Source organism: Zoogloea sp., assembly GCF_017302315.1.
Lineage (GTDB): Bacteria > Pseudomonadota > Gammaproteobacteria > Burkholderiales > Rhodocyclaceae > Zoogloea.
The window spans coordinates 18,256-43,588 of sequence record NZ_JAFLDT010000029.1 but is presented as its reverse complement, the minus strand read 5'-3'; the positions used below and the strand labels follow the sequence as shown (position 1 = coordinate 43,588).

The following is a 25,333-nucleotide window of genomic DNA, read 5'->3' as shown; positions in this document are numbered from 1 at the left end:
CCAGTCGTCCGGCAGGTATTTCGGCAGCACGACCGGCACATGGCTCTTCTCGAAATGCCGCGACAGCAGGGCAAAGCCCATCAGCAGGCAGAACAGGTTGGCCAGCGTCACCCATTCGTGGCCGACAGATCGCCCTGGCCGTCGCCCTGCTGCTCTCGGTGACCCGGGCCCGTGAAGCCGCCCAGACGCACTTTGCCCAGTCGGTGGCCGGGGTGGACCTGGTGGTGGGCCCCCGCGGCAGCCCGGTCCAGTTGCTCCTGCACGCCGTTTTCCACCTGGGAGACGCCAGCCATACCCTGGACTGGAAGAGCTATCAGACCCTGGCGGCCGACCCGCAGATCGCCTGGAGCCTGCCCCTCGCCCTGGGTGACTCCCATCGGGGCTTCCCGGTGCTGGGCAGCACACCCGAGTTCTTCCACCACCTCGGAGACGGACAGCAGCAAGGCCTGCCCTTTGCCGACGGCAAGCCCTTCGCCGGCCTCTTCGAAGCCGTGATCGGCGCCGAGGTGGCAGCACGCCTCGGCTACCGGACGGGCCAGCAGATCACCCTGCAGCATGGGGCCAGCCACCTGGACGCCCATCACCACGACGAAGACGCCACCCATCCCGAGCACGCCGACAAGCCTTTCCGGATCGTCGGCGTCCTGGCCCCCACCGGCACCCCCGTGGACCGGACCCTCGTCGTGAGCCTGCAGGCGCTGGAAGCGATCCACCTGGACTGGCAGGGCGGGATGCCCATGCCGGGCCTGAGCATTCCGGCCGAGGCCGCGGGCAAGTTCGACCTCACCCCGAAGCACCTCAACGCCGTGCTGATCGGCCTGCATCAACGCACCGACGTGTTCCGCATGCAGCGCCAGATCAACGCCTTTGGCGGCGAGCCCCTGATGGCCATCCTGCCGGGCCTGGCCATGGACGAACTGTGGCAGCTCATGGGCAGCGTCGAGCGCACCCTGAATGGCCTGGGCTGGCTGGTCATGGCGGTGGGGCTGGCCGGGCTGGTGGCGGTGATCGTCGCCAGCCTGGGCGAACGGAGGCGCGAACTCGCCATCCTGCGCTCGGTAGGCGCGGGCCGGCGCCATATCATCGGGCTGCTGGTGCTCGAGGGTGCCATGGTGACCGCAGCGGGTTCCGCGCTGGGCGTGATGGTGGTGGAAGCCGCTGGCCACCTGCTGGCCCCCTGGCTGAGGGCCCGCCTCGGGCTGGATCTGTCCGGCGCGGCCCTGTCGATGGAAGCACTCCGGATCCTCGGCACCGTGCTGGCCACCGGCATCGCGGCGAGCCTGGTCCCGGCCTGGCGGGCCAGCCGGATGGCCCTGGCCGATGGCCTGCTGCCCCGACTGTAGTGATGCCCCTCATGCGCCACATCCGCCTTGCTGCCTGCCTGCTGGCCGTTTCGCTAGCCGGCGCCCATGCCCAGACGCCCCGGGGTAACGGAGACTTCCGGATCGGAGAGCGTCTGGCCGGCAGCGGGGCCCAGCGTGAGGCCAGCTACCGGGACATTACCTGGGACGATCTCCTGCCCAAGGACTGGAACCCCATGGCCGCCTTCAAGGGCATCGATTTTTCCCGCCTCAAGGACAATGACCCGCGGGCCACCGAGGCGCTGGAGAAGATCAAGCGGGCCTGGGACGAGGCCCCCGTCAGCACTGCGCTGCAGGGGCAGCGGGTCCGGCTGCCGGGCTTCGTGATCCCCCTGGAACGTCAGGGCAAGCTGACCCGCGAGTTCCTGCTGGTTCCCTACTTCGGCGCCTGCATCCACGTTCCGCCACCGCCCGCCAACCAGATGATCCACGTGATCGCCCACAGGCCGGTGGCCGGGCTGAACACCATGGATCCGGTATGGGTGAGTGGCACCCTAAGCATCCACCGCGCCGAAACAGGCATGGGCATCGCCGGCTACCGGCTGGCCGGCGACACGACCCTGCCCTATACCGGCACCGGCAAGCCCTGATCCTGCCGGGCGCGCTGCGGGTCAGACGCCGCTGGCCACCATTTTGCGGCGCAAAAAGGCGATCTGAGTCTGCAGGGGCAGGCCCTTGGGGCACACATCATGGCAGGCCAGCAGGCTCATGCAGCCGAACACGCCGGTGTCGTCGCCGATGAGCTGGTAGAAGTCGTCGTCACTGCGCTCGTCGCGGGGGTCGAGGCGGAAGCGGGCGATCTTGTTGAGGCCGATGGCGCCGACGAACTCCTCGCGCATGCGCAGGGTGCCGCAGCCCGCCACGCAGCAGCCGCACTCGATGCAGCGGTCGAGCTCGTAGATGGCCTCGGCCAGCTCGGGCTCCATGGGTGTTTCGACGGCCGTCAGGTCGGCCTCCTGGCTGCTGTGGATCCAGGTTTCGAGGCGTTCGGCGGTGCCGCGCATCCATTTGCCGGTGTTCACCGACAGGTCACCGATCAGCTCGAAGACCGGCAGCGGCGCCAGGGTGATGACCGGCCCAAGATCACGGGTGAGGCTGCGACAGGCCAGGCCGGGCTTGCCATTGATGAGCATGCCGCAGCTACCGCAGATACCGGCGCGGCACACGAAGTCGAACTGCAGGGCCGGGTCCAGGGTTTCGCGGACTTCATTGAGGGCGATGAACAGGGTCATGCCCTCGGCCTCTTCGACATGGAAATCCTGCCAGTGGGGGGCAATGCCCTCGGTCGGGCTGCTGCGCAGGATGCGCAGGGTCAGGGCGCGAGGCCCCTTTGTCGTGTCCTTCTTCATCATCCGTGCACCTTGCGGGTGTCGTCGCGCAGGGCAGCCCAGCCGCGGGCATGCTCGCCCGGGGCGATATCGATGACAGGCCCGAGCGTGCGGGTGAATTGGGCACAGGCCACTCCGGGCTGCCCATCCACCACGATACCGCAGGTGTTGCAGGCACCGGCATGGCACAGGGGCGCATCGCGCAGGGCGGCGGGCAGCACGTCCCGCAGTTGCTTGAGGACGGTCAGCACGCTCATGTCCTGGGTCTCGAGGACTTCGTGCTCGCACACGCCGCCAGCGCCATCGGGAAGGCGTACTTTCAGAACGCGGAGGGTGGGATCGGTCGGTGCATTCATGACGTCTCTCCAAGTCGTGCATTGCGCCCGCGAAAGCGGGAGGGAATCAGATGATCGAAGGGCATCAGGGCCTGCTGTACGGTGAAGCGGTCGGCATGACCGAAGGCGGCGCGGATGGCCTCGATTTCGGCGGCCCGCCCGACGGTGGCCGGGTGCTCGATGGCGTTCCGGGCACCGTAGCCGCGCCAGCCGGGGGGCAGCTCCATAGTGGCCACGTCCAGGGGCTCGTAGTCGAGGGTCGGCAGGGTCTGGAAGTCGTCCTGCCAGGTAGCAAGGGTGCGCTTGAGCCAATCGGCATCGTCGCGGCGGGGATAGTCCTCGCGGAAATGGGCGCCACGGCTCTCGGTGCGCTGCAGGGCACCGTAGGCCACACAGAGGGCCAGCTTGATCATCTTCTGCACCCGGTAGGCGGTGACCAGCTCGGGGTTGGCCCCCGGCCGGCGGGTGCGCAGGCCGATGCGGCGGCTGCGAACCAACAGGCCCTGCAACTCTTCCACGGCGGACTGGAGCAGTTCGCCGGTGCGGAAGATGCCCACCTTGTCGGTCATGATGTCCTGCATGCGGCGCATCAGCTCGGCGCCACTCTCCGTTCCGTTGCCATGCAGCAAAGTGTCGAGCTTCGCCTGCTCGCTTTCGAGGCATTCCCGCACGAGGGCGGTGCTCACCTGCAGCTCGCCTGCGGCGGATTCCACGAAGTCGGCCATGTTCTCGCCGACGATCATGCCGGCCACCACCGTCTCGGCCACCGAGTTGCCGCCCAGGCGGTTAAAGCCGTGGAGATCCCAGCAGGCGGCTTCACCGCAGGCAAACAGACCCTTCAGGCCCCGGGCATGGCCGCGGGCGTCGGTGCGGATGCCGCCCATGGAGTAGTGCTGGGCGGGGCGTACCGGAATCAGGTCGCGGGCGGGATCGATGCCCAGGAAGTGTTGGCAGATCTCCTTCACCTCCCGCAGCTTGCCGTCGATATGGGCCGCACCGAGCAGGGTGATGTCCAGCCATAGATGCTCGCCGAAGCGGCTCTTTACCCCATGGCCGGCGCGGATGTGCTCCTCCATGCGGCGTGAGACCACATCGCGGGAGGCCAGCTCCTTCTTCTCCGGCTCGTAGTCAGGCATGAAGCGGTGTCCGGCCGCGTCCTTCAGCAACCCGCCGTCGCCTCGGCAACCTTCGGTGACGAGGATGCCGGCCGGGAAGATGGTGGTGGGGTGAAACTGCACCGCCTCCATGTTGCCCAGGCAGGCCACGCCGGTCTCCAGGGCGATGGCGGCGCCGATGCCCTCGTTGATCACCGCGTTCGAAGTGACCCGGTAGATGCGCCCGAAACCGCCGGTGGCGATGCAGGTGGCCTTGGCCACGTAGGCTGTCAGCTCGCCGGTCACCAGGTTGCGCACGATGGCGCCGTGGCAGCGCCCGCCTTCGTGGATCAGAGCCAGGGCCTCCATGCGCTCGTGCACCGGGATGCGCTCCGCCACGGCCTGGTCGCTGACCGCGTACAGCATGGCGTGGCCGGTGCCATCGGAGACGTAGCAGGTGCGCCATTTCTTGGTGCCGCCGAAGTCCCGGGCTGCGATCAGGCCGTGGGCCGCCTGCCCCTCGGTGAGGGTCACGCGCTTGCCGTCCATGATCACTTCCCGGTCGCCGGCCTTGATCCGGTTCCAGGGCACGCCCCAGGCGGCCAGCTCGCGCACGGCCTGGGGCGCCGTATGCACGAACAGACGCGCCACGTCCTGATCGCAGCCCCAGTCGGAGCCGCGCACGGTGTCTTCGAAATGCACGTCCTCGTTGTCGCCCTCACCCTTGACGGTGTTTCCCAGGCTGGCCTGCATGCCCCCCTGGGCAGCGGCCGAGTGGGAACGCTTGGGCGGCACCAGGCTGAGGATGATCACGTCGTGGCCGCGGCGACGCGCGCCCACGGCGGCACGCAGGCCGGCCAGGCCACCGCCGACCACGAGGACATCGGTGTAGATGATGCGCATGTTCAGCCCCCCGGACGCCGGGACAGGGCGAATTCCAGCTCACCGAGCTTCACCACGGCCGCCCGGGGCGGCACGTAGCGCTCGCCGGCCTTGTCGGCATGGGCAATGCCCAGTTGCACGTAGGCCAGCAGGCTGACCAGGCCCAACCCCAGAAAGAACACGCTGAACAGGGTCTTGGCAATGCGCAGGCGACGCCGCGACGCACGCGGGTCGCGCCCCTCCAGCCAGCCCCACTTGAGGGCCAGACGGTACAGACCGATACCGCCATGGGTCTCCACCGCAAACAGCAGGAGGAGGTAGAGCGGCCACATACTGCCGGTCCAGATGCGGTCGGCGGACTCGTAGGGGCCGATCAGTTCCGGCTGGGTCAGCATGCCGTAGAGGTGCACCGTACCCAAAAAGAACAGCGCAAAGCCGGTCCATAACTGTATCCACCACAGGCCAGTGTCGCCATGGCGCAGCATGGCCTTGTGCTCGGAAAACGCCTTGTACTGCCGAAAGTTGGCCGGAAACTTGCGCAGGGCCAGCCAGGCATGGGCGATGAAGACCGTCAGCACCACGCCAACCACCACCGACACCAGCCAGGGGCGGGGTTCCGCCAGGAAATACGCACCCTCGAAGAAGCGCGCCACGGTGTAAAAGGCCTCGTGGCTGATCAGGATGGACGACACGAAGAACATGTGGCCGATGAGAAACACGGCCAGGAACAGCCCGGACGCGCTCTGCAGCAGATCCAGCCGGGCTGGCCAGCGGCTCTTGCGTGTGGGCGTGCGCCCCTGTGCGTCACGGGCGACGGCGGGGCGGTCGGCCTCGGCGACGGGGCGCATGGGGGCCAGGGGACGGGCGATGCCGGAGGAATCGAAGGAACTGTCCATGATGAGGAGACCTCTTTGACCACCTCCCAACCGGGAGGCGGTAAATCTGGCCGGCAGCCGCCCCCGACGGACGCCACGGATGGCACCCGGCCAGGGCCGGACACACCGGAACCCTTGTCTCCTCGACTTGTTCTTCTAGTTTGCTACGCTCTGTTGTGGCTTCAATGTAGCACAGCTTGCTGCACTGCAACATAGTCGCTGTTTGCGGTATGGGCAGTAAAATGGGGCACGCAGGCCCTCAGCAATGAACGCCTACAGCGCTAAACTGCGGATCCTTCAGCCTTTTTCCGCCACATGCATATCTGGATCGATGCGGACGCCTGCCCTGGCGTCATCAAGGAAATCCTCTTCCGGGCGGCGGAGCGCCTGCAGATCAACACCGTCCTGGTAGCCAACCGGTTGTTGCGCACCCCGCCCTCCCGCTTCATCCGCGCCGTCCAGGTGCCGGCGGGCTTCGACTTGGCCGATGCCCACATCGTCGAACAGGTGGCCAGCGGCGACCTGGTGGTGACCGCGGATATCCCCCTCGCTGCCGCCGTCCTTGAACGGGGTGCCCATGCCCTCAATCCGCGGGGTGAGATGTACACGGCGGCCAACATCGCCGAACGCCTCTCGATGCGGAACTTCCTGGAGGAGCTGCGCAGCAGCGGCGTCCAGACGGGCGGCCCGGCGGCCTTCAGCCACGCTGACCGGCAGGCCTTCGGCGCCACACTGGACCGCTTCCTGGCCCGCCACACACGGGCCTGAGACCCAGGCTCAGGAGGGTATGTGGGGCGCCGGGCAGCCGTCGTCGATACCGTCGAGCTCGATCTGGATGGTGGGATGATGGATACGGAAGCGCCGCACCAGGATCTCACCCATCTCGAGAAAGAAAGCATCACCCGGGTGCCCCCCGGGCATGACGAGGTGAGCGGTGAGTGCCACCTCGGATGTGCCGAGGGCCCATACGTGAAGGTCGTGGACCCCCGTCACACCCGGCTGGCTGCGCAAGAAGGCGTGCACCTCCAGCAAATCAATACCCTCGGGCACCCCATCGAAGGCCAGATGCAGGGACTGGCGCAGCAGGCTCCAGGTGCCCAGCACGATCACCACGGCAATGACCAGACTGATGACCGGGTCGAGCCATCCCCAACCGAACTGCAGGTAGAGCACCCCGGCAGCCACCACGCCGAGGGACACCAGGGCATCACCGGCCATGTGCAGAAAAGCGCCGCGGACGTTGAGGTCATCCTTGCTCCCCGCCATGAAAAGGGCTGCGGTAAGGCCGTTGATCAGCACGCCAACGGCGGCCACCACGATCACCGTCCAGCCTGACACCGGCTCGGGCGCCTGCAGACGCTGGAAGGCCTCGACCGCCAGTGCCCCCATGGCCACCAGCAGGAGCACCGCATTGGCCAGGGCGGCGAGGATCGAAGCCCGCCGCCAGCCATAGGTGCGCTGCGGGGTGGGTGCCAAGCGCCCGGCCAGGGCCGCACCCCAGGCCAGAATCAGGCCCGCGACATCGGAGAGGTTGTGACCGGCGTCGGCCAGCAAGGCCAGCGATCCGGCCTGCCAGCCGAACACGGCCTCCACCACGACGAAGCCCAGGTTGAGCAGAACCCCGATGGCAAAGGCCCGGTTCCAGTCGTCCGGCCCCGGCGTGGGGTGAACATGCCCGTGATGGGAGTGGGCATGGCCATGCGCGTGACCATGGGAACAGGCGCTGCCGTGATCGTGGCTCACCGGGCGCTCAACGCTTGGCTGCCTTCATTGCGCGCAACTGGCGCCGGGCCACGAACAGTCCGATCTGCTGCAGCGGATTGCGGTTGCCCCACGGCCGCCAGGTTTTCACATAACGGTTGCGATAGGCGTCAAACTGGAAACCCCACGGGGCACACAACACCTCACCCCGGCCGAGGAGAATCTTGATGGCCTCGGCGGTGGTCACACCCGCACAGAGCTGGCAGGCTGCAATGGTGCTGGGGCCGCGCCTGGCGGCAAAGTCCACCCGCGACGGATCGGCCAGATAACCCCTCTGCAGCATGGCGGGCGACAGACCCAGCAGGAAACGCACGGCCATCTCGTCCTCGTCGCAGCCGTCCAGCCGGAAATACTCTTCAAAGGACATCTTCCCCGGCAGAAAACTGAGCACCGCCGTTCCCATGCCCAGGGGGGCGGCCGTCACCGCCGGCACACCTTTGGCATGGCAGGCGTTGAAGGTGTCCCGGCGGGCCTGGAAGGCAAAGAAATCGAGGCCATCCACGTAGAGATCCACCCCGTCGAGGAAGGCATCCAGATTGCCGGCATTGACCCCTTCGCCGAAGACCTGGATATCGAGTTCAGGATTGATGTCCCGGGCCATTTCAATCATCACGTCGACTTTCGGACGTCCGAGGGTGGACATCATGGCCCCGGCCTGGCGGTTGAAATTGACCAGATCGAAGGTATCCATCTCGGCCACATGGAAAGCGCCGACGCCCAGCCGGGCCAGGCTGAGGAGGTGCACGCCGCCGACCCCTCCGACCCCGGCAATGGCCACCCGCTTGCCCCGCAAGGATGCCTGCTCGGCTTCGGTGACCCAGCCGATATTTCGGGCAAAAGCCTCGTCGTAGCGAAAGAGACCTTCAGACATGGGATGAACTTCCGTCAGCCATAGAACACCTATGATACGACAGTTCGACAAGCCCGCCGGCGCGCGGCGGCGTGCCCACAGGCCGGTCCGGAGGACGAAGGCCTCATCCCATCTTCATGGGAGTGGTAACCTTGGACGGTTGGCGCCGACCACCGGGCCACACCCGGCTTCATCGACTTGCACCACCCCGCCTTCAAGGTTTCGCTCTTTCGGGTCGTTGATGTGCAATGCCGAAACGTTTGATCAGAGGGGACTAGCCCACCATGTCATTGCTTGACCGCTTCAGTCTGGGCGAAGGCTTCAAGAAATACTTCGAGATTTCGGCGGCATTCGACGAAGGCAGCCGCAACGCCGTCTTCGGCATCCGCCACGAAGTCTATTGCGAAGAACTCGGCTTCGAGCCGGTCCGCCCTGATCGCCGGGAAACCGACGATTACGACCGCCACAGCCTGCACTGCCTGATGCGCACCGCGAGCGAACCGCAGGTGCTGGTGGGCTGCAACCGCCTGGTGCTGGCCCGCCCTGAAGACCCGGACTACCCGCTGCCCTTCGAGCGCACCTGCGCCGCCACCCTCAACCGTTCGATCATCGACCCGGCCCGCCAGCCACGGGGTGCCATTGCCGAGGTGTCGCGCCTTGCGGTACGCGCCCAGTATCGGCGCCGGAAGGGCGAAACCAAGGCCGCGGTGGCCCTCAGCGACGAAGACTTCGGCACCCAGAACCAGCCGCGCTTTCCCTACATTCCCATCGGCCTCTATCTGGCCATCGTCGCCATGGCCAAACGCGAAGGCATCGAGACCCTGTTCGTGCTCACCGAACCGCGCCTCGCCGAGCACTTCTCGAAACTGGGGGTCAAGATCACCCAGATCGGCGGCCCCGTGGAACATAGGGGAATCCGCATTCCCTCCATGATGGACGTGGACGGCATCATCAAGGGGCTGCGCTTTTTCGTTAAACCGATCTGGCGTGTCATCGAAGCCCAGGTGGACGCGGGCTACGCCGCACCCGGCCGGCCGAGCTTCCGCGACACCCCACAGGATTCGTGAACGAGGGGCGCGGGGGCGAGACAGGCCTCCCGGCACCGGTGGCCCGATAAGGCGCCATCAGTCTGTCGGATCGTCCTTTTCCACCAAGGGATAGGCATCGGCCACATAGGCGTGGCCCTTCATCACCACGACAATGGCGCAGCCGATCGCCAACGTGAACACGACCGTCCAGTGCAGGATCACCGTTGCAATCGCGAGGATGTCCGCCGACTGCACGGCTTTCAGCACCTCCGCCTCCGGCAGCCCTCCGTCGAACACGCGCACGCCCAGGGCATAGATCGCCGGCAAGAGGCTTCCCACCAAGGCCAGCGCGGGCAGGCGCCGCAGCAATCGCCACTCCAGACCCGGCGCCTCCCGCCGACTGCCGGGCAATCTCCTGAACCAGTTGCTCATCACCGTCTCCTCCAAACCCATCCGCCTACCCTAGGGCAACGCCACGCGACGAGGGTTCCCCGCACGCATCACGGGCTTGTCATGGCGGCGCAACCGTGAGCCACTACGCTGGAACACCGCATTCGTCCCCACGGAGCGCGTGAAGACCTCGTGGCGAAATCGGACCGCGCAGTCAATCTGCTCACATGCGCTCACCTCATCCCTAGGAGTCATCATGTATCTCTCTCCCGACGACATCCGGCAAACCCGCCTGGCCACGCTCGACAATCTGCTGGCCGCCTCCCAGATCTGGGTCGATGCTTCCGGGCGCTTCGCCGACCTGGGCCTGCGCGCGGGCCGTCATACCCTGGAAGAGGGGCGTGGTCAGCTTGAGGACCTGATCGCCCAGGAGCCCCTGCGTTTCGAACTGCCTCCCCTCCAACAACTGTCGGCATGGCGAGGCGACAGCGCCGAGTGGATGCGCGAAGCCTTCGAGATCATCGGTGACGCCCAGCAAGGTCTGCTCGCCACCGCCCGCGACCAGGTCGCCACCCTCGATACCATCCTGCTGCGCCAGATGGACCGCGCCGCCCTCAGCGCCGACGCCACCGGCGAGGCCGCCATCGACCATGTGAAGCAGGCCATCCGGGAAGCCGAGGCCGGCTTCAAAGAACTGACCGATGCCGCCGCCCGGGGCACCGACATGGTAGAAGAACAGATCCGCCAGGTGTCCGAAGCCATCGCCGCCGAACCCGGCGCCGAAGCGGCCAAAGCACCGCGCAGCCGCCGCACGCGTAGCTGAGCAGCGGGCACGGGCGCCCGCCCTGGCGCTAGAATGCAGGCTTCCGGACGGCGCCCCCCGGCGCCGTCCCACCGACCCCGCAAGGAAGCCCATGAACGCCCGCGCCCCCCTCTACCAGGCCCGCTACGGCTCGGCCGCTGCGCCGACCCCGACGGCCGGATCGCCGGTCATCGATCACCTGCTCGCCCACCGCTCCGTCCGCGCCTACCTCCCCGACCCGGTCAGTGACGACACCCTGACGGCCATCGTGGCCGCCGCCCAATCCGCCGCCAGTTCATCCAACCTGCACGCCTGGAGCGTGGTCGCCGTGCGCGACCCGGCCCGCAAGGCCCGCCTGGCCGAACTGGCCGGCGACCAGGAGCACATCCGCCAGGCTCCCCTGCTGCTGGTGTGGCTGGCCGACCTGGCCCGCCTGCACGACGTGGCCACCCGCGCGGGGGAGAGCGCCGCAGCCCTCGACTACCTGGAGATGTTCGAAGTCGGCGTGATTGATGCCGCCCTCGCCGCCCAGAACGCCGTCACCGCCGCCGAATCCCTTGGCCTGGGCACGGTATACATTGGCGCCATGCGCAACCGCCCGGAAGACGTGGCCGCCGAGCTGCAACTGCCGCCGCGGGTCGTCGCGGTCTTCGGTCTGTGCGTCGGCACACCCGACCCCCAGCAGCCCGCGGCCGTCAAACCGCGCCCGGCCCAGTCCGTCGTCCTGCACCAGGAGACCTACTCCCTCCCTGCCCAGCAAGCCGGCCTCGCCGAGTACGACACCGCCATGAGCGCCTTCTACACCAGCCAGGGCATGAAGGTGCGCGGTACCTGGTCCAACCACTCGGCCAAACGCATCCGCGACGCCGACTCCCTCAGCGGCCGCGACCGCCTGGTGGAAGCCCTGCGCAAGCTGGGGTTTGGGTTGCGGTAAGTCACCGCTCCCTCATGCTCTCCGACGTGGCCCGAATCAGCGGACTCAAGAAATACTCAATGACTCTGCATTTCCCGTCTTGACTTCAACCGTCACTACCATCCCCGGTGAAAGACGCACATCCGTGCCATCCACACGCATGGAGGAGCGCTCCATCCTGACGCGGGCGGAGTAGATCAACCCTCGCTTCTCGTCTTCAATGGCATCGTGCGACACGGAGATGACCCCTCCGTGGATCGTGCCGTGCCGGGTGAACTGGAAGGTCTCGATCTTGATTTCGGCCTCCTGCTCCAGCTTCACGAACCCGGTGTCCTTGTCCTCGATGAAAGCCTCGACCTCCACCGGATCATCCTTCGGGACGATCAGCGTCAAGGCCTGGGCCGGGGTAACGACACCGCCTCGGGTGTGAATGGCAAGCCGCTGAACCGTGCCATCCACGGGGGCAGTGAGACGCATGAGTCGGCTCCGCGTGTCTGCCCCAACAACGGACTGAAGTGATTTCCCATGCGCACACCCTACCAAATCGGGGTGTTGCAGCTCAGTCTATGACGCGCTTTTTCTTATTCCAGCTATTGCAAAAACAGCAAAAGCCAACGCTATAGCCGCGGCAAAAAACTGCCCCCCAGGAACGGGGCAATCGCGCTGCTACGTCACAATCCCAAGCACCTCAGTGCGGAACGAATCTGATGCTGAGGCGAGTAGTCGCTTTTTTTGTTCCGGCCTTGACCGTCGCGATGACGGCAAAGCTGCCAAGATCCTGCCACCGTTCGTTCTTGCAGAATCGATCCACCGCGTCGTATGCCCAGCAGCGGCGAGTCTCGATGCGGCCGTGGTTGTTCACGGCAAGGGTGACTTCATCGGTCGACGTGGCGGTTAGTTTGCTTTTTTGGATCGAGCCCGGCAAACATGATCGAATCGAGCAGACCCGGATGGTCGTCCTTCACGCTCAGCACATCGTCGGCCTTACCCCCACGGATCGTCTGGGCAACCTTCGTCCGGGTGCCCATCGCATCGATGGTGACCGTTGTGCCTTCGAGGGCCATTGTCTTGAGCTGCGCCGGGATCGCACTGATTTCGTTGGACCTTTCTGCCGTGGCCGTTTGTCTCTGCACCACCCCGACTCCTGCCGCAAAGGCACTGACCATGTGCAGTGGACGACGGGCGTCAGCTTTCCTCTTGTTGGCCGTACGGCGGCTTTTTTTGCCGTCGATAGCCACCACGTTGTCGCCGGCGAGCGCTGGAATCACCATGCCCACCCAGCGTCGGAAGGCGGCTTCAAACTCTTCGGGGCAATCATTCCGAACACACGCCCAAGCGTGTCGTGGGAGGGGATGCCACCTCCATGCTTCACGAAGCCGCGCAGCCAGTCGAGTTTCGCCTTGGCCCACAGATGAACGGCGACAACGTCGTCTGCGCCGCTGAGCTCCACGCACACCATGACGGTCAAGAGTTCCACCAAGCATGCTGCGTGTACCGATTACTGCGCGGATCGGAAATCAAGACAAACACCTGCTTCAGCGGCATGACCGTACCTGTCTTCATGGGAGACCCAAAAAACCAGGAAACCACAAAAAATACGGCGCTGTGAACAGGGGGCTCGTAATCGCATGATTGTGAACGAGAGTTTCGCTGGGGTTATGCGGTGTCGATGCGATTGCCCTGCATCACGCTCTCCTGAACTGAATTGGTATAAACTATATAAACACTTTATACGATTGCCAAGTTTTCGGCGAATGTGATGCGAAGAATTCTGGTGGCAAATCCCAAGGGGGGCTGTGGCAAGTCAACCCTGGCGGTTCATTTGGCAAGCTGGTTCGCTCGAAACGATCAGATCGTCTATCTCGGGGACATGGACAGACAGCAATCTAGCCGACACTGGCTGGAGTCCCGCCCTTCTAACATCAGTGTCATTCGTCACTGGGAGACTCGAGACGATGATTTCAAGGCGCTACCCAAGAACTGCGATGTGGCAATCTTGGACAGCCCCGCCGGGCTCCACGGCAAAAGCCTTAAATCGGTACTGAATGAGGTCGAGAAGATTGTAGTGCCGGTCTCATCCTCTCGCTTCGACATGCTGGCGACTATGGACTTTTTTGAGGAACTGGCAAACACGAAAGCTGTACGCAAGGAGCGCGTAGATATTGGAGTCGTGGGCATGCGAGTCGATCCACGAACTCATGCCTATCAGCAACTGCTTGAATTTCTCAGCCAGTTCGACTTGCCCGTGATTACGTGCATCTCGCAGTCTCAAAGTTACCTAAACGCTGTCGAGTCGAGCACGACCATCTTCGACAAAGGAACGCTCACCGAGGCAGTCGCGAACCAATGGCGCCCGCTCCTAGACTGGTTGGTGAGCCGGCGCTGTTGAGCCAGATCAAACCAACCGCGCAGCACGTCCTCAAGGCCCTGCCCTGTCATCCATCGGAAACATCTTGTTCATTCGCTCGGCGTAGCGTCAGTGCCGGAAGCCTGCGCGGATCCGTAGCATTTTACCGATCACGTGCCAGGCGCCCCGTAACCGTGTCAGGGGAGAACGAAGATGAGGAATGTAACCGGCGCGAGTCATGCGCCAGATCATAACCGGCGACGCGTTCAGCGTCATGGGCCCGATGTGGCCCGTGCTTACCGCAGCATCCGCGACCTCAGCAAGGATATTGGCACGACGCTCGACCCCATCGGGATGGCCGCACCTATCCTGCACGCCCAAGTGGCGTGGATGCTCCATCCTCAGGAGTTGGTAGAGCGGCTAGTGGTACTGCAGTCGGACCTCTTTCAGCTCCACTGGCACTCGCTGCACCGAATGCTCGGCCTTCAGCACGAAGAGCCCGTCCAGCCCAACCCGGACGACAACCGTTTCAATGATCCCGTATGGGCAGAGTCTCCTACCTGGGATCTTGTCAAGGATTGGTATCTGACTTTTACACACCGTGCCCAGGACATGCTCTACGACACACCTGCGTTGTCAGCTCGGGAGCGCAGGAGAGCCGCCTTCTGGTGGCGCAAGTGGCTGAACGCCGTGGCGCCCACCAACTTCCTATGGACTAATCCGGTTGCACTCCGCAAAGCCTTCGAGACCCACGGTCAGAGTGTGATGAGTGGCTGGCAGAACTTCATCGCTGACGTACAGGCCGGCGATGTACAGATGACCGCCCAAGCGAATTTCGAAGTCGGCGTGAATCTGGCGACGACCTCCGGAGCGGTGGTATTCCGCAACAATCTGCTGGAAGTCATCCACTACACGCCGACCCAGCCGCGCATCCACGCCGAACCGGTGGTGATCGTCACCCCATGGATCAACAAGTTCTACATTCTGGATCTCAACCCGAAGAAGAGCATGGTCCGCTACCTGCTGGATCAGGGGCTGGACGTCTTCATCACCAGTTGGAGGAATCCCGGCCCGGAGATGGCCGAAACCCGGTTTGACGATTATCTCCTCGACGGTGTCGACACCATCGTGAGAGTTGCCCGGGAGATGTCGGGTGCGCAACGTGTGCACGCTGTCGGCTACTGCATCGGCGGCACGGCCCTCTCCATCTACATGGCCTGGGCCAACAGCCATTATGGCGCGGATGCAATGCCGGTGGCCGACTGGACCCTCTTCACTACCCTCGTCGATTTTCGCAAGCCGGGGGACATCGAGGTCTTCATCGACGAGGGGAGCGTCAAACATCTGTGCGACCAGATGGGTACCCGAGGCTATCTCGACGGGCGCGAGATGGCCGCCGCGTTCAGGCTGCTGCGCTCCAACAGCCTGATCTGGCACTACGTGGTTCACGGCTGGCTGTATGGCGAGAGTCCAGCGCCCTTCGACGTGCTGTTTTGGAACATGGACAGCACCCGCATGCCCCGTGCCATGCATAGCTGGTACCTCACTGAACTCTATCTGCACAATCGGCTCGTCGAACGGGGGGCCCTGACTCTAGCCGGCGAATCCATCGACCTGACCCGTATCACGCAGCCTTTGTACGCGGTCGCGGCCGAGGACGACCACATCGCCCCGTGGGAGCAGACCTTCCACGTGATGAACCACGTGGCGGGTGAGAAGCGCTACGTCCTCTCGAGCTCCGGGCACATCCTAGGCATCGTCAATCCGCCGGTGAAGCCACCCAAGCGAACCTTTCTTGCCGGTGAGGCGCACCGCGCAGACACCCCGGGCGCCTGGAAGGATCGCAGTCCGACGAAGGCAGGCAGCTGGTGGGAGGACTGGATGGCATGGCTTAAGCCCCGTGCCGGCGAACTCATGGAAGCCCGGCCGGTGGTCACCAAAGCCTACCCACGGTTAGCCGACGCGCCGGGCACCTTCGTGCGGGAAGCCTAGCGTCGGGTCCGCCACCCGGGTGGGAAAGGCCTGGCGTTCGCCAGCAGGCTTTTCCCACTAAGCCGACGGCTCAGGCGTAGCTCACGGCTCAAGTATCGGAGACGTTGATGGCTCCGCCGAAGGTGGCGGCGTACGAAGCACGCTTAACCGTATCGACGACGATGTACTCGCCGGCACGGAGAGCGCATGACCCTGAATTGCAGGTTGCCATGCAGCCGGACTCACAGCAGGCCTCATTGACTACGAGCCCTTCGCGTTGAGGATCAACGTCAAGATGAGCTGTCCGACCCCTTGCGTGGAACCGTCATCTCAATGCAATGAATCGGTCGCAAAGTTGATTTCAGGAGACTTCCATGGAGGCAGCCCCTCCCGAGCCCAGCTTCATCGCGCCGCTCATTCATTGTCAACGGAAGTGATCAGACCGTGGCTCACTCGCTCAGGCACTTGAATAAATGGCGGTTACCCCTGCACGTTCCTGTGGCGGTGTTGTTCTCCGTGCTGATTCTGGGCGTAGGCTCCGTCATCACAGCCTTTCACTTCCACGAGATGCGTCAGCTTCTCGAATCGGCCAACACGGCACTGTTTCGGGCACTTGCAGACCGTGCGAGTGAAACGGTTCATAGCGCGAACAATACCGTGCGGCGAAGCTTCATCCTGCTGGCGTCGTCGCCTCTCGCCGACGCACAAACGTTCGCTGAGCGGCTACGGTTCCTGCCCGAACTCACCGGACTTCTGGTAGCTGACCCACTTCTTGTGTCAGTGATGATCGGCTACGGCAATGGTGATTTTTTTCTTGTTAGTCGAGCGCCAGCCGGCTCAAGTGCTGCTTGGCATGTACTGGATATCAGCAGGCCGCTCGATGCCGCGGCTGATGAACGTGCCCTGCTGTCCCGCTTCGACGGACAGCTACGGCTGGTCGATGTGCAGCCCCAGGCGGAACATTTCGAACCTCGGTTGACCGACTGGTACAGAAAAGCCGCTGCCAGTGACGACTTGGTGGTGATGCCGCCCCGGCCAATCCCCTTCGAGAATGAGAATGGTGTCACCTTTGCCCGGCGCAACGGAGCGGAAGTATTCGGAGTGAACATCGGGTTCTCCAATTTCTCGCGGATGCTTGAGCGCATTCCGATGACTGCCGGGACTCGGCTGACCCTCACCACCTTAGACGGCAGGACGCTGGTACCGGCCGTCATCCCGAAACCATCTTGGGCGGAGATTCAAACTTCCGCCGAAACCACTGAAGACCCGAGCAGAGCAATCGTCGGTTCCGAAGGATCCGCCAGGCTGATCAAGGCCACGGACGGAACGATCTGGCGCGTTTCGTCTAGTGCCATCGAGGGCTTCGGACATGAGGACTGGCGCCTCATCGTCGAAACGCCAGAGGAGGAACTCCTCGCAGATGCGTATCGACTACGAAGGACCTCCGCGATCTTTACTGCGCTTGCCGTTCTCGTCAGCTTCCCCTTGGCATGGGCATTGTCTCGCCTTCTCACTAAGCCTCTTCACCGGCTTGCACATCTTGCACGTGCGCTGTCATCCCTTCAATTCCAGCCTCAGCCCGTGACGCGCTCCGTGATACTTGAAGTGGATCAGCTTGGCGGTGCGATGGCGATGATGCGTACTGCAATCTCCCGCTTCCTGGAGATGGGCAGGGATCTGGGTTCAAAGCGCAACGTAAAGAGTGTCTTGGACGAAGTTGCCGCCAGCGCAAAGGAGATTTCTGGCGCCACGTGGAGCAAGGTGTCTATCGCAGATGACTCTCTCCATGACGCGCCACCTCCTGCCGAAAGTGAGGAATGGGAGTCGCTAGCCCGACGGATGGCAACTGCTGAAGGTCCCGCGAGCCTGGTACAGCCCATATCCGATTGCCCCACCACACACGTGCTCGGGGTGCCCCTGATGACCCCCGAGGGCGAAAATCTAGGCACGCTCCTGCTGGGGAGCTACCGCGGTAATCACGACGGACTTGCGCGCGGTGAAGTTGCAGGATTTCTTGTGGCCCTGGCGGGGACCGCCGCAGTTGCACTTGAAAATCAGCGGTTGCTGAAAGGTCGCAAAGATCTGCTGCGAGGTGTGATACGCATGGTTGCCGACGCAATTGATGCAAAGTCACCTTACACCGGCGGCCACTGTCGCCGAGTTACGGAAGTCGCTCGCCGACTGGCCGTCGCTGCACATGAAACGCAGTCAGGGCCTCTTAAGTCCTTCCAACTCGATGCATCGGGTTGGGAGGCATTGGAGATAGCCAGTTGGCTGCACGACTGTGGCAAGCTCACGACACCCGAGTTCGTCATCGACAAGGCCACAAAACTTGAAACCCTCTATAACCGTATCCACGAAATCCGAACCCGCTTCGAGGTTCTGAAACGGGACGTCGAGATCTCCTATTGGCGCGAAGTTGCTGGTGGGGGTGACGAACCTACCCTGCGCGCGGCACGTGACGCCGAGTTGCACGCTCTCAACGAGGATTTCGCCTTCGTTGCAGAGTGCAACTTAGGCTGCGAGAACATGCCCGAGAGCGCCCTTGAACGACTAGCTCGAATTGCCGAACGGTGCTGGACCCGAACGCTAGATGATCGGCTGGGGCTATCGGCACCGGAACTCGCACGGTTTGCGAACCAACCGCAGCGCCCCCTCCCAGCACGAGAGGCTTTACTGAGCGATACATCCGACAAGATTGTAGAGCGCCCAAATCAAGATCTGTTTGAACCGAACAACCCTTGGGGCTTTGTAATGGATGTCCCGACCAAGCTTTATAACTACGGTGAACTCTACAACCTCAGTATCCGGCGAGGGACGCTCTCAGATGAGGAGCGCTTCAAGATCAAAGAGCACATTGTCCAGACAATCGTGATGCTGTCCCGTCTCCCCTTTCCGCGTGATCTGGCACATGTGCCAGAAATGGCTGGAGCTCATCACGAAACCATGGACGGACGCGGCTATCCGAGACGGCTGAATGCTTCTGAAATGAGCGTCACTGCGAGAATCATGGCAATCGCAGACATCTTCGAGGCCCTTACTGCGCGTGATCGTCCCTACCGTCAGCCTAATTCGCCTGAGGATGCATTGGTGATAATGCAGGATTTCTGCGACAGAAAAGTCATTGACTCCGATCTGTTTGAACTTCTGGTTAGCCGGGAACTGTGGCGAGACGAATGGGAAAGGCAAGCGAGAACTGTCACCCAAACAAATAGATAAGGGATCTCCGCACGATTGGCGCAGTGCAGCACTGAATCGCCCCGGGTTTCCTAGACACCCTGTAGCCTCACAACGGAGGCAAATCGGAGGTGTTCATGGAAACCAAGACGTCGCAGGAACGCTTCGCTGAAGAATTCGAGACCGAGGCAGTCCGTCAGGCAACTGAGCAGGGCCACCCAGTCGCTGAAGTGAAGGCCCCGCTTGGCGTCAGCAGCTACAGCCTGTACGCGTGGATCAAACGTTGCGCGGTTCCACCCACGCAGCGCGCCAAGCAGGATAGCCAGTCCGATGAGATCAAGCAAACAGGGGGCAGACCAGAATGGCACTACACCAGCCAGGGCATGAAGGTGCGCGGCACCTGGTCCAACCACTCCGCCAAACGCATCCGCAACGCCGACTCCCTCAGCGGCCGCGACCGCCTGGTGGAAGCCCTGCGCAAGCAGGGGTTTGGGTTGCGCTAAGTCACCGTGTATTGACCCAGTGAAATCCTGCTCAGGTGTTAACCTTGAAAGGAACGACACATGAGCATGGCCATGGAAGACGAAATCAAGCGTTGGACAGCCAAGCGCAAGAGCGCGTTGGTGATGGAAATCCTGCAGGGGAAGACGACGGTGGCGGAGGCCAGCCGTTCTTATGATCTGCCCCCGTCCGAGATCGAGACCTGGATCGACGAGGCCCGACGGGGCATGGAGAACGCGTTGCGTGCCAACCCGCTGGACATCCGGGAGCAGTACGAGAAACAGATCAAGCAGCTCCAGGAAGCCTACGGAGAAGCGATGCTGGAGCTGCGTGCCAGAAAAAAATGCAGTCCCTGTTGGGCGAGGACGAGAAGTGATCGAGACGATCCGCCAGGGACTCAAGGAAGAAGGGATCGTCGTCTCGATCAGTCAGCTGTGCCGGTGGTTTGAAGTGCCCCGTCGGACGTTCTACTACCAGTCGGTGAAGGCCCCGCCGAAGGTGCAGCCCCGCTTTGCTGAACCGATCAAAGCGATGATCGAGGACAACCCGTCCTTTGGCTACCGGACGGTGGCCCACCTGCTGGGGTTCAACAAGAACACGGTGCAGCGGGTGTTCCAGCTGCGCGGCTGGCAGGTCAGGAAGCGCCCGGTCGGGTTTCGGCCGCGGATCGAGGCTCGGCGCTCGCGGGCATCCCAGCCCAATGAACGCTGGGCGACGGATCTGTGCCGTGTCTGGGCAGGGCGAGACGGCTGGGCCACGCTGGCGCTGGTGATCGACTGCTTCAGCCGGGAGTTGCTGGGTTGGCATGTCTCTCGGAGCGGCAAATCCCGCACCGCTGAAAGTGCGCTGGAGCAGGCCCTGATTGCGCGCTTCGGTACGCTGGGACGCGTGAAGGAGCCCTTCCTGCTGCGCTCGGACAACGGTCTGGTCTTCACCAGCCGCAGTTACACGGCGCTGGTCAAAAGCTATGGCCTGAAGCAGGAGTTCATCACGCCCTACACCCCGCAACAGAATGGCTTGGTGGAACGGATGATCCGCACCCTCAAGGAGCAGTGCATCCACCGCCACCGCTTTGAGACCCTGCAACATGCCAGCCGTGTCATTGGCGACTGGATCCAGTTCTACAACCACCAGCGGCCCCATCAGGCCCTGGAGATGAAGACGCCGGCTGAGGCATTCGCTTTAGCGGCGTGACCTGTGCAGGATTTGGTGGGTCAATACACACAGCCACAAGCCACCGCCAGAGTGGGCAGCCTTCACATTCGAAGACCACACGCCGCCCTCGGCTTTTGTCTCCCAATCAGCTAGTCTGCATATTCGCCCCAGGCGAATGCTCCCTCCCACCCCAGCAGGAGACAACGATGAAAATCACCCGCCTTCTCAGGCACGCGGTGTTCGGGCTCGGCCTGGCGGCCAGCACGGCCGCCTCGGCGGCCTACTCGCAGCTCTACGTGTTCGGCGACAGCCTTTCGGACGTGGGCAACAACGCCATTGCCCTGCCCCTGGTTCTCGGCCCGGGCGTCACGCCGGGCGCGGCCATCGGCAGCAATGACTTCATCCCCCTCTACACCTACAGCTCCGGGCGCTACAGCAATGGCCCGGTGTGGGCGGAGGTGTTTGCCCAGCAGTTGGGAACCGGCCCCTTGTTGCCCTCCCTGGCGGGAGGCACCGGTTTTGCCCACGGGGGCGCCAACACGGGTGGGGTGGATGATGTGCCGACCCTGCGTGACCAAGTGAACGGCTTCATCGCCCGCCCCGGCGGGGCGCCTTCCGATGCTCTTTACGTGATCGCGGGCGGTGGCAACAATGTGCGCGACATTGCCCTGCAGGTGCTGGCCGGGGCCGATCCCGCCGCCACCATTGCGGCGGGTGCGGCAGATTACCTCAATGACGTCGTCACCATGCTGGGTCAGTTGCAGGCTGAAGGGGCACGCAGATTCGTGGTGTGGAACGCCCCCAACCTGGGGCTCACGCCCTTCGGACGCAGCCTGGGCGCGGCGGGCTCGGGGCTGCTGAGCGGCATCTCCGCTGCCCTCGGAGGCACCCTCTTCAACGGCCTGGCAGGCATTGACGGGGTGAGCCTGTTCGATGTCTATGGCCTGATCACCGACGTGGCGGCCCATCCCGCCAACTATGGCCTTAGCAATGTGGACGACGCGTGCATTGCCGGTGCCTGCGACGTGGACACACAGCTCTTCTGGGACGGCCTGCACCCCACCGCCGCAGCCCACGAGATCATTGCCAACGCAATGCTCCGCACGGTGCCCGAACCCGCCAGCGCGTTGTTGGCCCTGTGGGGTCTGTCGGCCCTGGCCCTGGGACGCAGGCGGGCCTGAAAGCGGCAATGCCCGCCGGAGCATCCTCCGGCGGGCATTGCCTGGACGGCGGCAGCGGTGTTCAGGCCGCCTTCTTCATCTGCTTCTGATACAGGAACTCCAGGATCGCACCACGGCACTCGGCGAAGTGCGGGTCGTGGGCCAGTTGCAGGCGGTCACGGGGCTTGTCCAGCTTGACCTCGAGGATCTCGCCGATGGTCGCAGCCGGGCCGTTGGTCATCATCACCACCCGGTCGGAGAGCAGCACGGCCTCATCCACGTCGTGGGTCACCATCACCACGGTGGCGCCGGTCTTCTCCATCACGCCGATCAGTTCATCCTGCAGGGACGCGCGGGTCAGGGCATCCAGGGCGCCGAAGGGCTCGTCCATCAGCAGGATCTTGGGTTCCATGGCGAAGGCCCGGGCGATGCCGATGCGCTGCTTCATGCCGCCGGAGATCTCGTGGGGCAGCTTCTGGGCAGCGTGGCTCATATGCACCATCTCCAGGGCCTCGGCGGTGCGCTCCTTCAGCTTGGGCTTGCCTTCCTTGGTACCGAAGACGCGCTCCACAGCCAGGTAGACGTTCTCGAAGCAGGTCAGCCAAGGCAGCAGCGAGTGGTTCTGGAACACCACCGCCCGCTCCGGGCCGGGGCCGGCGATCTCGCGGCCGTTGCACAGCATCACCCCCGAGGTGGGCAGGGTGAGGCCGGCGATGAGGTTGAGCAGGGTGGACTTGCCGCAGCCCGAGTGGCCGATCAGGGATACCACCTCACCGGTGCGGATCTGCAGATTGACGTCCTGCAGGGCAACGAAGCGGCCTTTCTTGGTCTCGAAGGCCATGCCCACGTTTTCGACCTTGACGATTGCGTTCATGGTGTAGCTCCTCGGTCCGGAATCAGGTGTTGCCGTAGCTGAAGCGGCGGGCGATCAGCAGCAGGAATTGTTCGAGCACGAGGCCGACGATGCCGATCACGAAGATGGCGATGATGATGTGCTCGACCTTGAGGTTGTTCCATTCGTCCCACACCCAGAAGCCGATGCCGACACCGCCGGTGAGCATCTCGGCCGCCACGATGACCAGCCAGGCGGTGCCGATGGACAGGCGGATGCCGGTGAGCATGTAGGGCAGCACGGCGGGGAAGAGGATCTTGGTGATGATCTTGAACTCGGACAGGTTGAGCACCCGGGCCACGTTCAGGTAATCCTGGGGCACGCGCTGCACGCCCTGGGCGGTGTTGAGGATCATGGGCCAGATGGAGCAGATGAAGATGGTCCAGGTGGAGGCCGGGTCGGCGGCCTTGAAGACCATCAGGCCGATGGGCAGCCAGGCCAGGGGCGACACCGGGCGCAGGATGCTGATGATGGGCTCGAGCATGCTGTTCATGAAGGCAAAGCGCCCGATGATGAAACCCAGGGGGATGCCCACCAGGGCCGCCACGCCGAAGCCGATGGCCACGCGCTTGAGGGACGACAGGATGTTCCAGCCGATGCCCTGGTCATTGGGGCCGTTCGAGTAGAAGGGGTCGGAGAACAGCACGACCGCCGCGTCCAGGGTCTTGGCCGGGCTGGGGAAATCGGAAGAGTTCATGGCCACCAGCGCCCACACCCCGATCACGAAGGAAAAGCCCAACAGCGGCGGCAGCACGGCGCGGATGAAGTTGCCGAAACGCTCGCCAAAGGAGACGGACGGTTCGGTGGTGGTGGGCGCGGGCGCCTGAGTTTGGGGAGCGGGAGCGGCGGCCATTTCGGTCTCCTTGACTGGGGGGGCGTCGGCGTCCGGCCGAACGGCCATGAGGCCGGGGGTGAGGGTCGCAGTGTTCATGTTGATCTCCAGGATTCTGTAGGGGCGAAGTCATTCGCCCGCGAAAGTGGTTCGGCAAAGGTGGGCGAGTGGCCTCGCCCCTACAGGTCAGGCCTTGATCTTGAAGCTGGCGGCGTACTTCTTCGGGTCCTTGCCATCCCACACCACGCCATCGATGAGCTTGGAAGTGCGGAAGTCGGACTTGGGCACCGGCACGCCGACAATGGAGGCGGCCTGCTTGTACAGCTCGGTCTTGTTGATGGCCTTGGCCACGGCGAGGTAGTCCACGTCCTGCTTGAGCAGACCCCAACGCTTGTGCTGGGTGAGGAACCACATTCCGTCGGACAGGTAGGGGTAGTTCACCAGGCCGTCGTTGTAGAACTTCATGTAGTTCTTCTCGGACCAGCTCTTGCCCAGGCCGTTTTCATACTGGCCGATCATGCGGCTGCGGATCACATCCACATCGGTATTGACGTAGCTCTTGGCGGCCACGGTCTCGGCGGTCTTCGAGCGGTTGGCGGCGCTGGCGTCGATCCACTTGGAGGCTTCGAGGATGGCGCAGATCATTGCCCGGGCAGTGTTGGGGTACTTGGCCGCAAATTCGGCCGTGGAGCCCAGCACCTTCTCGGGGTGATCGGTCCAGATGTCCTGGGTGGTGACGGCGGTGAAGCCGATCTTGTCCACAATGGCGCGCTGGTTCCAGGGTTCGCCCACACAGTAGCCGTCCATGTTGCCAACGCGCATGTTGGCGACCATCTGCGGGGGGGGCACGACGATGTTCTTGACGTCCTTGAAGGGGTCGATGTCGTGGGCCGCCAGCCAGTAGTACAGCCACATGGCATGGGTGCCGGTGGGGAAGGTCTGGGCGAAGGTGTATTCCTTCTCTTTCTTCGCCACCACCTTGGCCAGCGACGCCCCATCCACCGCCCCCTTGTCCTTGAGCGCGTTGGAGAGGGTGATGGCCTGGCCGTTGTTGTTGAGCGTCATCAGCACGGCCATGTCCTTCTTGGGACCGCCGATGCCCAGGTGCAGGCCATAGACCAGGCCGTACAGCACGTGGGCGGCGTGGAGCTCGCCGTTGGCCAGCTTGTCGCGCACACCGGCCCAGGAGGCCTCCTTGCTGGGCGTGATCTTGATGCCGTACTTCTTGTCGAAGCCCATCACCGAGGCCATCACCACCGAGGAGCAGTCCGTCAGCGGGATGAAGCCGATCTTCACCTCTTCGAGCTCCGGCTTGTCCGAGCCGGCCGCCCATGCACCACCTGCCGGGAGCATCGTGCCCATTGCTGCCATACCTCCAAGGGTTGCGCCGGCCTTGAGGAAGCCCCGGCGGGTAAGAATCTTGTCGTCGAATTGCTCGCTCATTGCTCGCCCCTGATCCGTAAGTACAAAAAAAAGGGGCGTCACATCTCCCCGCTACTTCCGCGGGGGGATGGACGCCCTTGTCCAAGTCTGATCGCCTGATCAAGCCGGGCCGCCGTTGGTCCGACTTCAGTCAAGGTATAGCGAGCACCGTGCCAGAAAACGCAAGCCAATGATTTAAATCAATAAAAAACAAAATCGAAAACATGCACCTCTTTAGAGGTAGAAAAAAGCCCCCA

Annotated in this window: 24 protein-coding genes and 1 pseudogene; 13 read left to right on the top strand and 12 right to left on the bottom strand. The window is 63.7% G+C overall.

From position 1 onward, the window contains the following. Nucleotides 1-17 precede the first annotated feature (17 nt). Nucleotides 18-1,343, top strand: coding sequence for an ABC transporter permease (locus J0L98_RS10680; protein WP_365954612.1), 1,326 nt, complete (start codon nt 18-20; stop codon nt 1,341-1,343). 11 nt (nt 1,344-1,354) lie between these two features. Then, complete coding sequence (locus J0L98_RS10675; protein ID WP_296411788.1) at nt 1,355-1,951, top strand: DUF3299 domain-containing protein; 597 nt, start codon at nt 1,355-1,357, stop codon at nt 1,949-1,951. 21 nt (nt 1,952-1,972) lie between these two features. On the opposite strand, the gene J0L98_RS10670 is transcribed toward J0L98_RS10675, so the two are convergent. From J0L98_RS10670 to J0L98_RS10655, 4 genes are read right to left on the bottom strand one after another with little or no spacing between them, the layout of a single operon-like run. Further along, entirely contained in the window at nt 1,973-2,713 is a 741-nt protein-coding gene (locus J0L98_RS10670; protein ID WP_296411787.1) for a fumarate reductase iron-sulfur subunit, read from the bottom strand. Then, on the bottom strand, nt 2,710-3,045 hold the full coding sequence (locus tag J0L98_RS10665) for a 2Fe-2S iron-sulfur cluster-binding protein (protein WP_296411786.1): 336 nt from the start codon (nt 3,043-3,045) through the stop codon (nt 2,710-2,712). Before J0L98_RS10665 ends, J0L98_RS10670 begins: the two co-directional genes overlap by 4 nt. Then, nucleotides 3,042-5,021 (bottom strand): fumarate reductase flavoprotein subunit, encoded by a 1,980-nt coding sequence (locus tag J0L98_RS10660; protein WP_296411785.1) that lies wholly within the window; start codon nt 5,019-5,021, stop codon nt 3,042-3,044. Before J0L98_RS10660 ends, J0L98_RS10665 begins: the two co-directional genes overlap by 4 nt. Nucleotides 5,022-5,023: 2 nt before the next feature. Continuing rightward, nucleotides 5,024-5,896 (bottom strand): fumarate reductase cytochrome b subunit, encoded by an 873-nt coding sequence (locus J0L98_RS10655; RefSeq protein ID WP_296411784.1) that lies wholly within the window; start codon nt 5,894-5,896, stop codon nt 5,024-5,026. 294 nt (nt 5,897-6,190) lie between these two features. On the opposite strand from J0L98_RS10655, the gene J0L98_RS10650 reads away from it, so the two are divergent. After that, nucleotides 6,191-6,643, top strand: a complete 453-nt coding sequence (locus J0L98_RS10650) for a YaiI/YqxD family protein (protein WP_296411783.1) — start codon at nt 6,191-6,193, stop codon at nt 6,641-6,643. Between the two features lie 9 nt (nt 6,644-6,652). On the opposite strand, the gene J0L98_RS10645 is transcribed toward J0L98_RS10650, so the two are convergent. Continuing rightward, nucleotides 6,653-7,618 carry a cation diffusion facilitator family transporter gene (locus J0L98_RS10645; RefSeq protein ID WP_296411782.1) on the bottom strand — a complete coding sequence of 322 codons (966 nt, stop codon included), beginning with the start codon at nt 7,616-7,618 and terminating at the stop codon, nt 6,653-6,655. A gap of 7 nt (nt 7,619-7,625) precedes the next feature. After that, a complete protein-coding gene (locus tag J0L98_RS10640; protein WP_296411781.1) occupies nt 7,626-8,507 on the bottom strand; it encodes a ThiF family adenylyltransferase in 882 nt (293 codons plus the stop codon). A gap of 263 nt (nt 8,508-8,770) precedes the next feature. Here J0L98_RS10640 and J0L98_RS10635 point away from each other — a divergent pair, with 263 nt between their 5' ends. After that, a complete protein-coding gene (locus tag J0L98_RS10635) occupies nt 8,771-9,553 on the top strand; it encodes a PEP-CTERM/exosortase system-associated acyltransferase (RefSeq protein WP_296411780.1) in 783 nt (260 codons plus the stop codon). Between the two features lie 57 nt (nt 9,554-9,610). On the opposite strand, the gene J0L98_RS10630 is transcribed toward J0L98_RS10635, so the two are convergent. Next, entirely contained in the window at nt 9,611-9,946 is a 336-nt protein-coding gene (locus J0L98_RS10630; protein WP_296411779.1) for a hypothetical protein, read from the bottom strand. Nucleotides 9,947-10,160: 214 nt separating this feature from the next. Here J0L98_RS10630 and J0L98_RS10625 point away from each other — a divergent pair, with 214 nt between their 5' ends. After that, entirely contained in the window at nt 10,161-10,727 is a 567-nt protein-coding gene (locus J0L98_RS10625) for a hypothetical protein (protein ID WP_296411778.1), read from the top strand. 91 nt (nt 10,728-10,818) lie between these two features. Next, entirely contained in the window at nt 10,819-11,640 is an 822-nt protein-coding gene (locus tag J0L98_RS10620) for an NADPH-dependent oxidoreductase (protein WP_296411777.1), read from the top strand. Between the two features lie 45 nt (nt 11,641-11,685). On the opposite strand, the gene J0L98_RS10615 is transcribed toward J0L98_RS10620, so the two are convergent. Further along, nucleotides 11,686-12,096 carry an HlyD family efflux transporter periplasmic adaptor subunit gene (locus J0L98_RS10615; RefSeq protein WP_296411776.1) on the bottom strand — a complete coding sequence of 137 codons (411 nt, stop codon included), beginning with the start codon at nt 12,094-12,096 and terminating at the stop codon, nt 11,686-11,688. Between the two features lie 265 nt (nt 12,097-12,361). After that, a pseudogene (locus tag J0L98_RS10610) lies at nt 12,362-13,182 on the bottom strand (ISAs1 family transposase); the annotation flags it as partial. 196 nt (nt 13,183-13,378) lie between these two features. On the opposite strand from J0L98_RS10610, the gene J0L98_RS10605 reads away from it, so the two are divergent. The 7 genes from J0L98_RS10605 to J0L98_RS10575 all read left to right on the top strand — a co-directional run bounded on the left by J0L98_RS10605 (nt 13,379) and on the right by J0L98_RS10575 (nt 21,951). Beyond that, nucleotides 13,379-14,008 carry a ParA family protein gene (locus tag J0L98_RS10605; RefSeq protein WP_296411775.1) on the top strand — a complete coding sequence of 210 codons (630 nt, stop codon included), beginning with the start codon at nt 13,379-13,381 and terminating at the stop codon, nt 14,006-14,008. Between the two features lie 312 nt (nt 14,009-14,320). Then, nucleotides 14,321-15,958, top strand: a complete 1,638-nt coding sequence (locus J0L98_RS10600) for an alpha/beta fold hydrolase (RefSeq protein WP_296411790.1) — start codon at nt 14,321-14,323, stop codon at nt 15,956-15,958. A gap of 423 nt (nt 15,959-16,381) precedes the next feature. After that, complete coding sequence (locus tag J0L98_RS10595; protein ID WP_296411774.1) at nt 16,382-19,156, top strand: HD domain-containing phosphohydrolase; 2,775 nt, start codon at nt 16,382-16,384, stop codon at nt 19,154-19,156. A gap of 95 nt (nt 19,157-19,251) precedes the next feature. Then, nucleotides 19,252-19,617, top strand: coding sequence for a transposase (locus J0L98_RS10590; RefSeq protein WP_296411773.1), 366 nt, complete (start codon nt 19,252-19,254; stop codon nt 19,615-19,617). A gap of 60 nt (nt 19,618-19,677) precedes the next feature. Then, nucleotides 19,678-20,064: a transposase gene (locus tag J0L98_RS10585; RefSeq protein WP_296411772.1), complete on the top strand. Its 387-nt coding sequence runs from the start codon at nt 19,678-19,680 to the stop codon at nt 20,062-20,064. Continuing rightward, a complete protein-coding gene (locus J0L98_RS10580; RefSeq protein ID WP_296411771.1) occupies nt 19,988-20,809 on the top strand; it encodes an IS3 family transposase in 822 nt (273 codons plus the stop codon). The genes J0L98_RS10585 and J0L98_RS10580 overlap by 77 nt, the downstream gene beginning before the upstream one ends. A gap of 167 nt (nt 20,810-20,976) precedes the next feature. Next, nucleotides 20,977-21,951: an SGNH/GDSL hydrolase family protein gene (locus J0L98_RS10575; RefSeq protein ID WP_296411770.1), complete on the top strand. Its 975-nt coding sequence runs from the start codon at nt 20,977-20,979 to the stop codon at nt 21,949-21,951. 61 nt (nt 21,952-22,012) lie between these two features. Here J0L98_RS10575 and J0L98_RS10570 read toward each other — a convergent pair whose 3' ends face one another. The 3 genes from J0L98_RS10570 to J0L98_RS10560 form a co-directional block, all read right to left on the bottom strand. Further along, nucleotides 22,013-22,804, bottom strand: a complete 792-nt coding sequence (locus tag J0L98_RS10570; RefSeq protein WP_296411768.1) for an ABC transporter ATP-binding protein — start codon at nt 22,802-22,804, stop codon at nt 22,013-22,015. A 22-nt stretch (nt 22,805-22,826) separates the two neighbouring features. Beyond that, nucleotides 22,827-23,753, bottom strand: coding sequence for a nitrate ABC transporter permease (gene ntrB / locus J0L98_RS10565; protein ID WP_296411767.1), 927 nt, complete (start codon nt 23,751-23,753; stop codon nt 22,827-22,829). Between the two features lie 87 nt (nt 23,754-23,840). Beyond that, nucleotides 23,841-25,097 carry an ABC transporter substrate-binding protein gene (locus tag J0L98_RS10560; protein ID WP_296411765.1) on the bottom strand — a complete coding sequence of 419 codons (1,257 nt, stop codon included), beginning with the start codon at nt 25,095-25,097 and terminating at the stop codon, nt 23,841-23,843. Between the last annotated feature and the right edge of the window lie 236 nt (nt 25,098-25,333).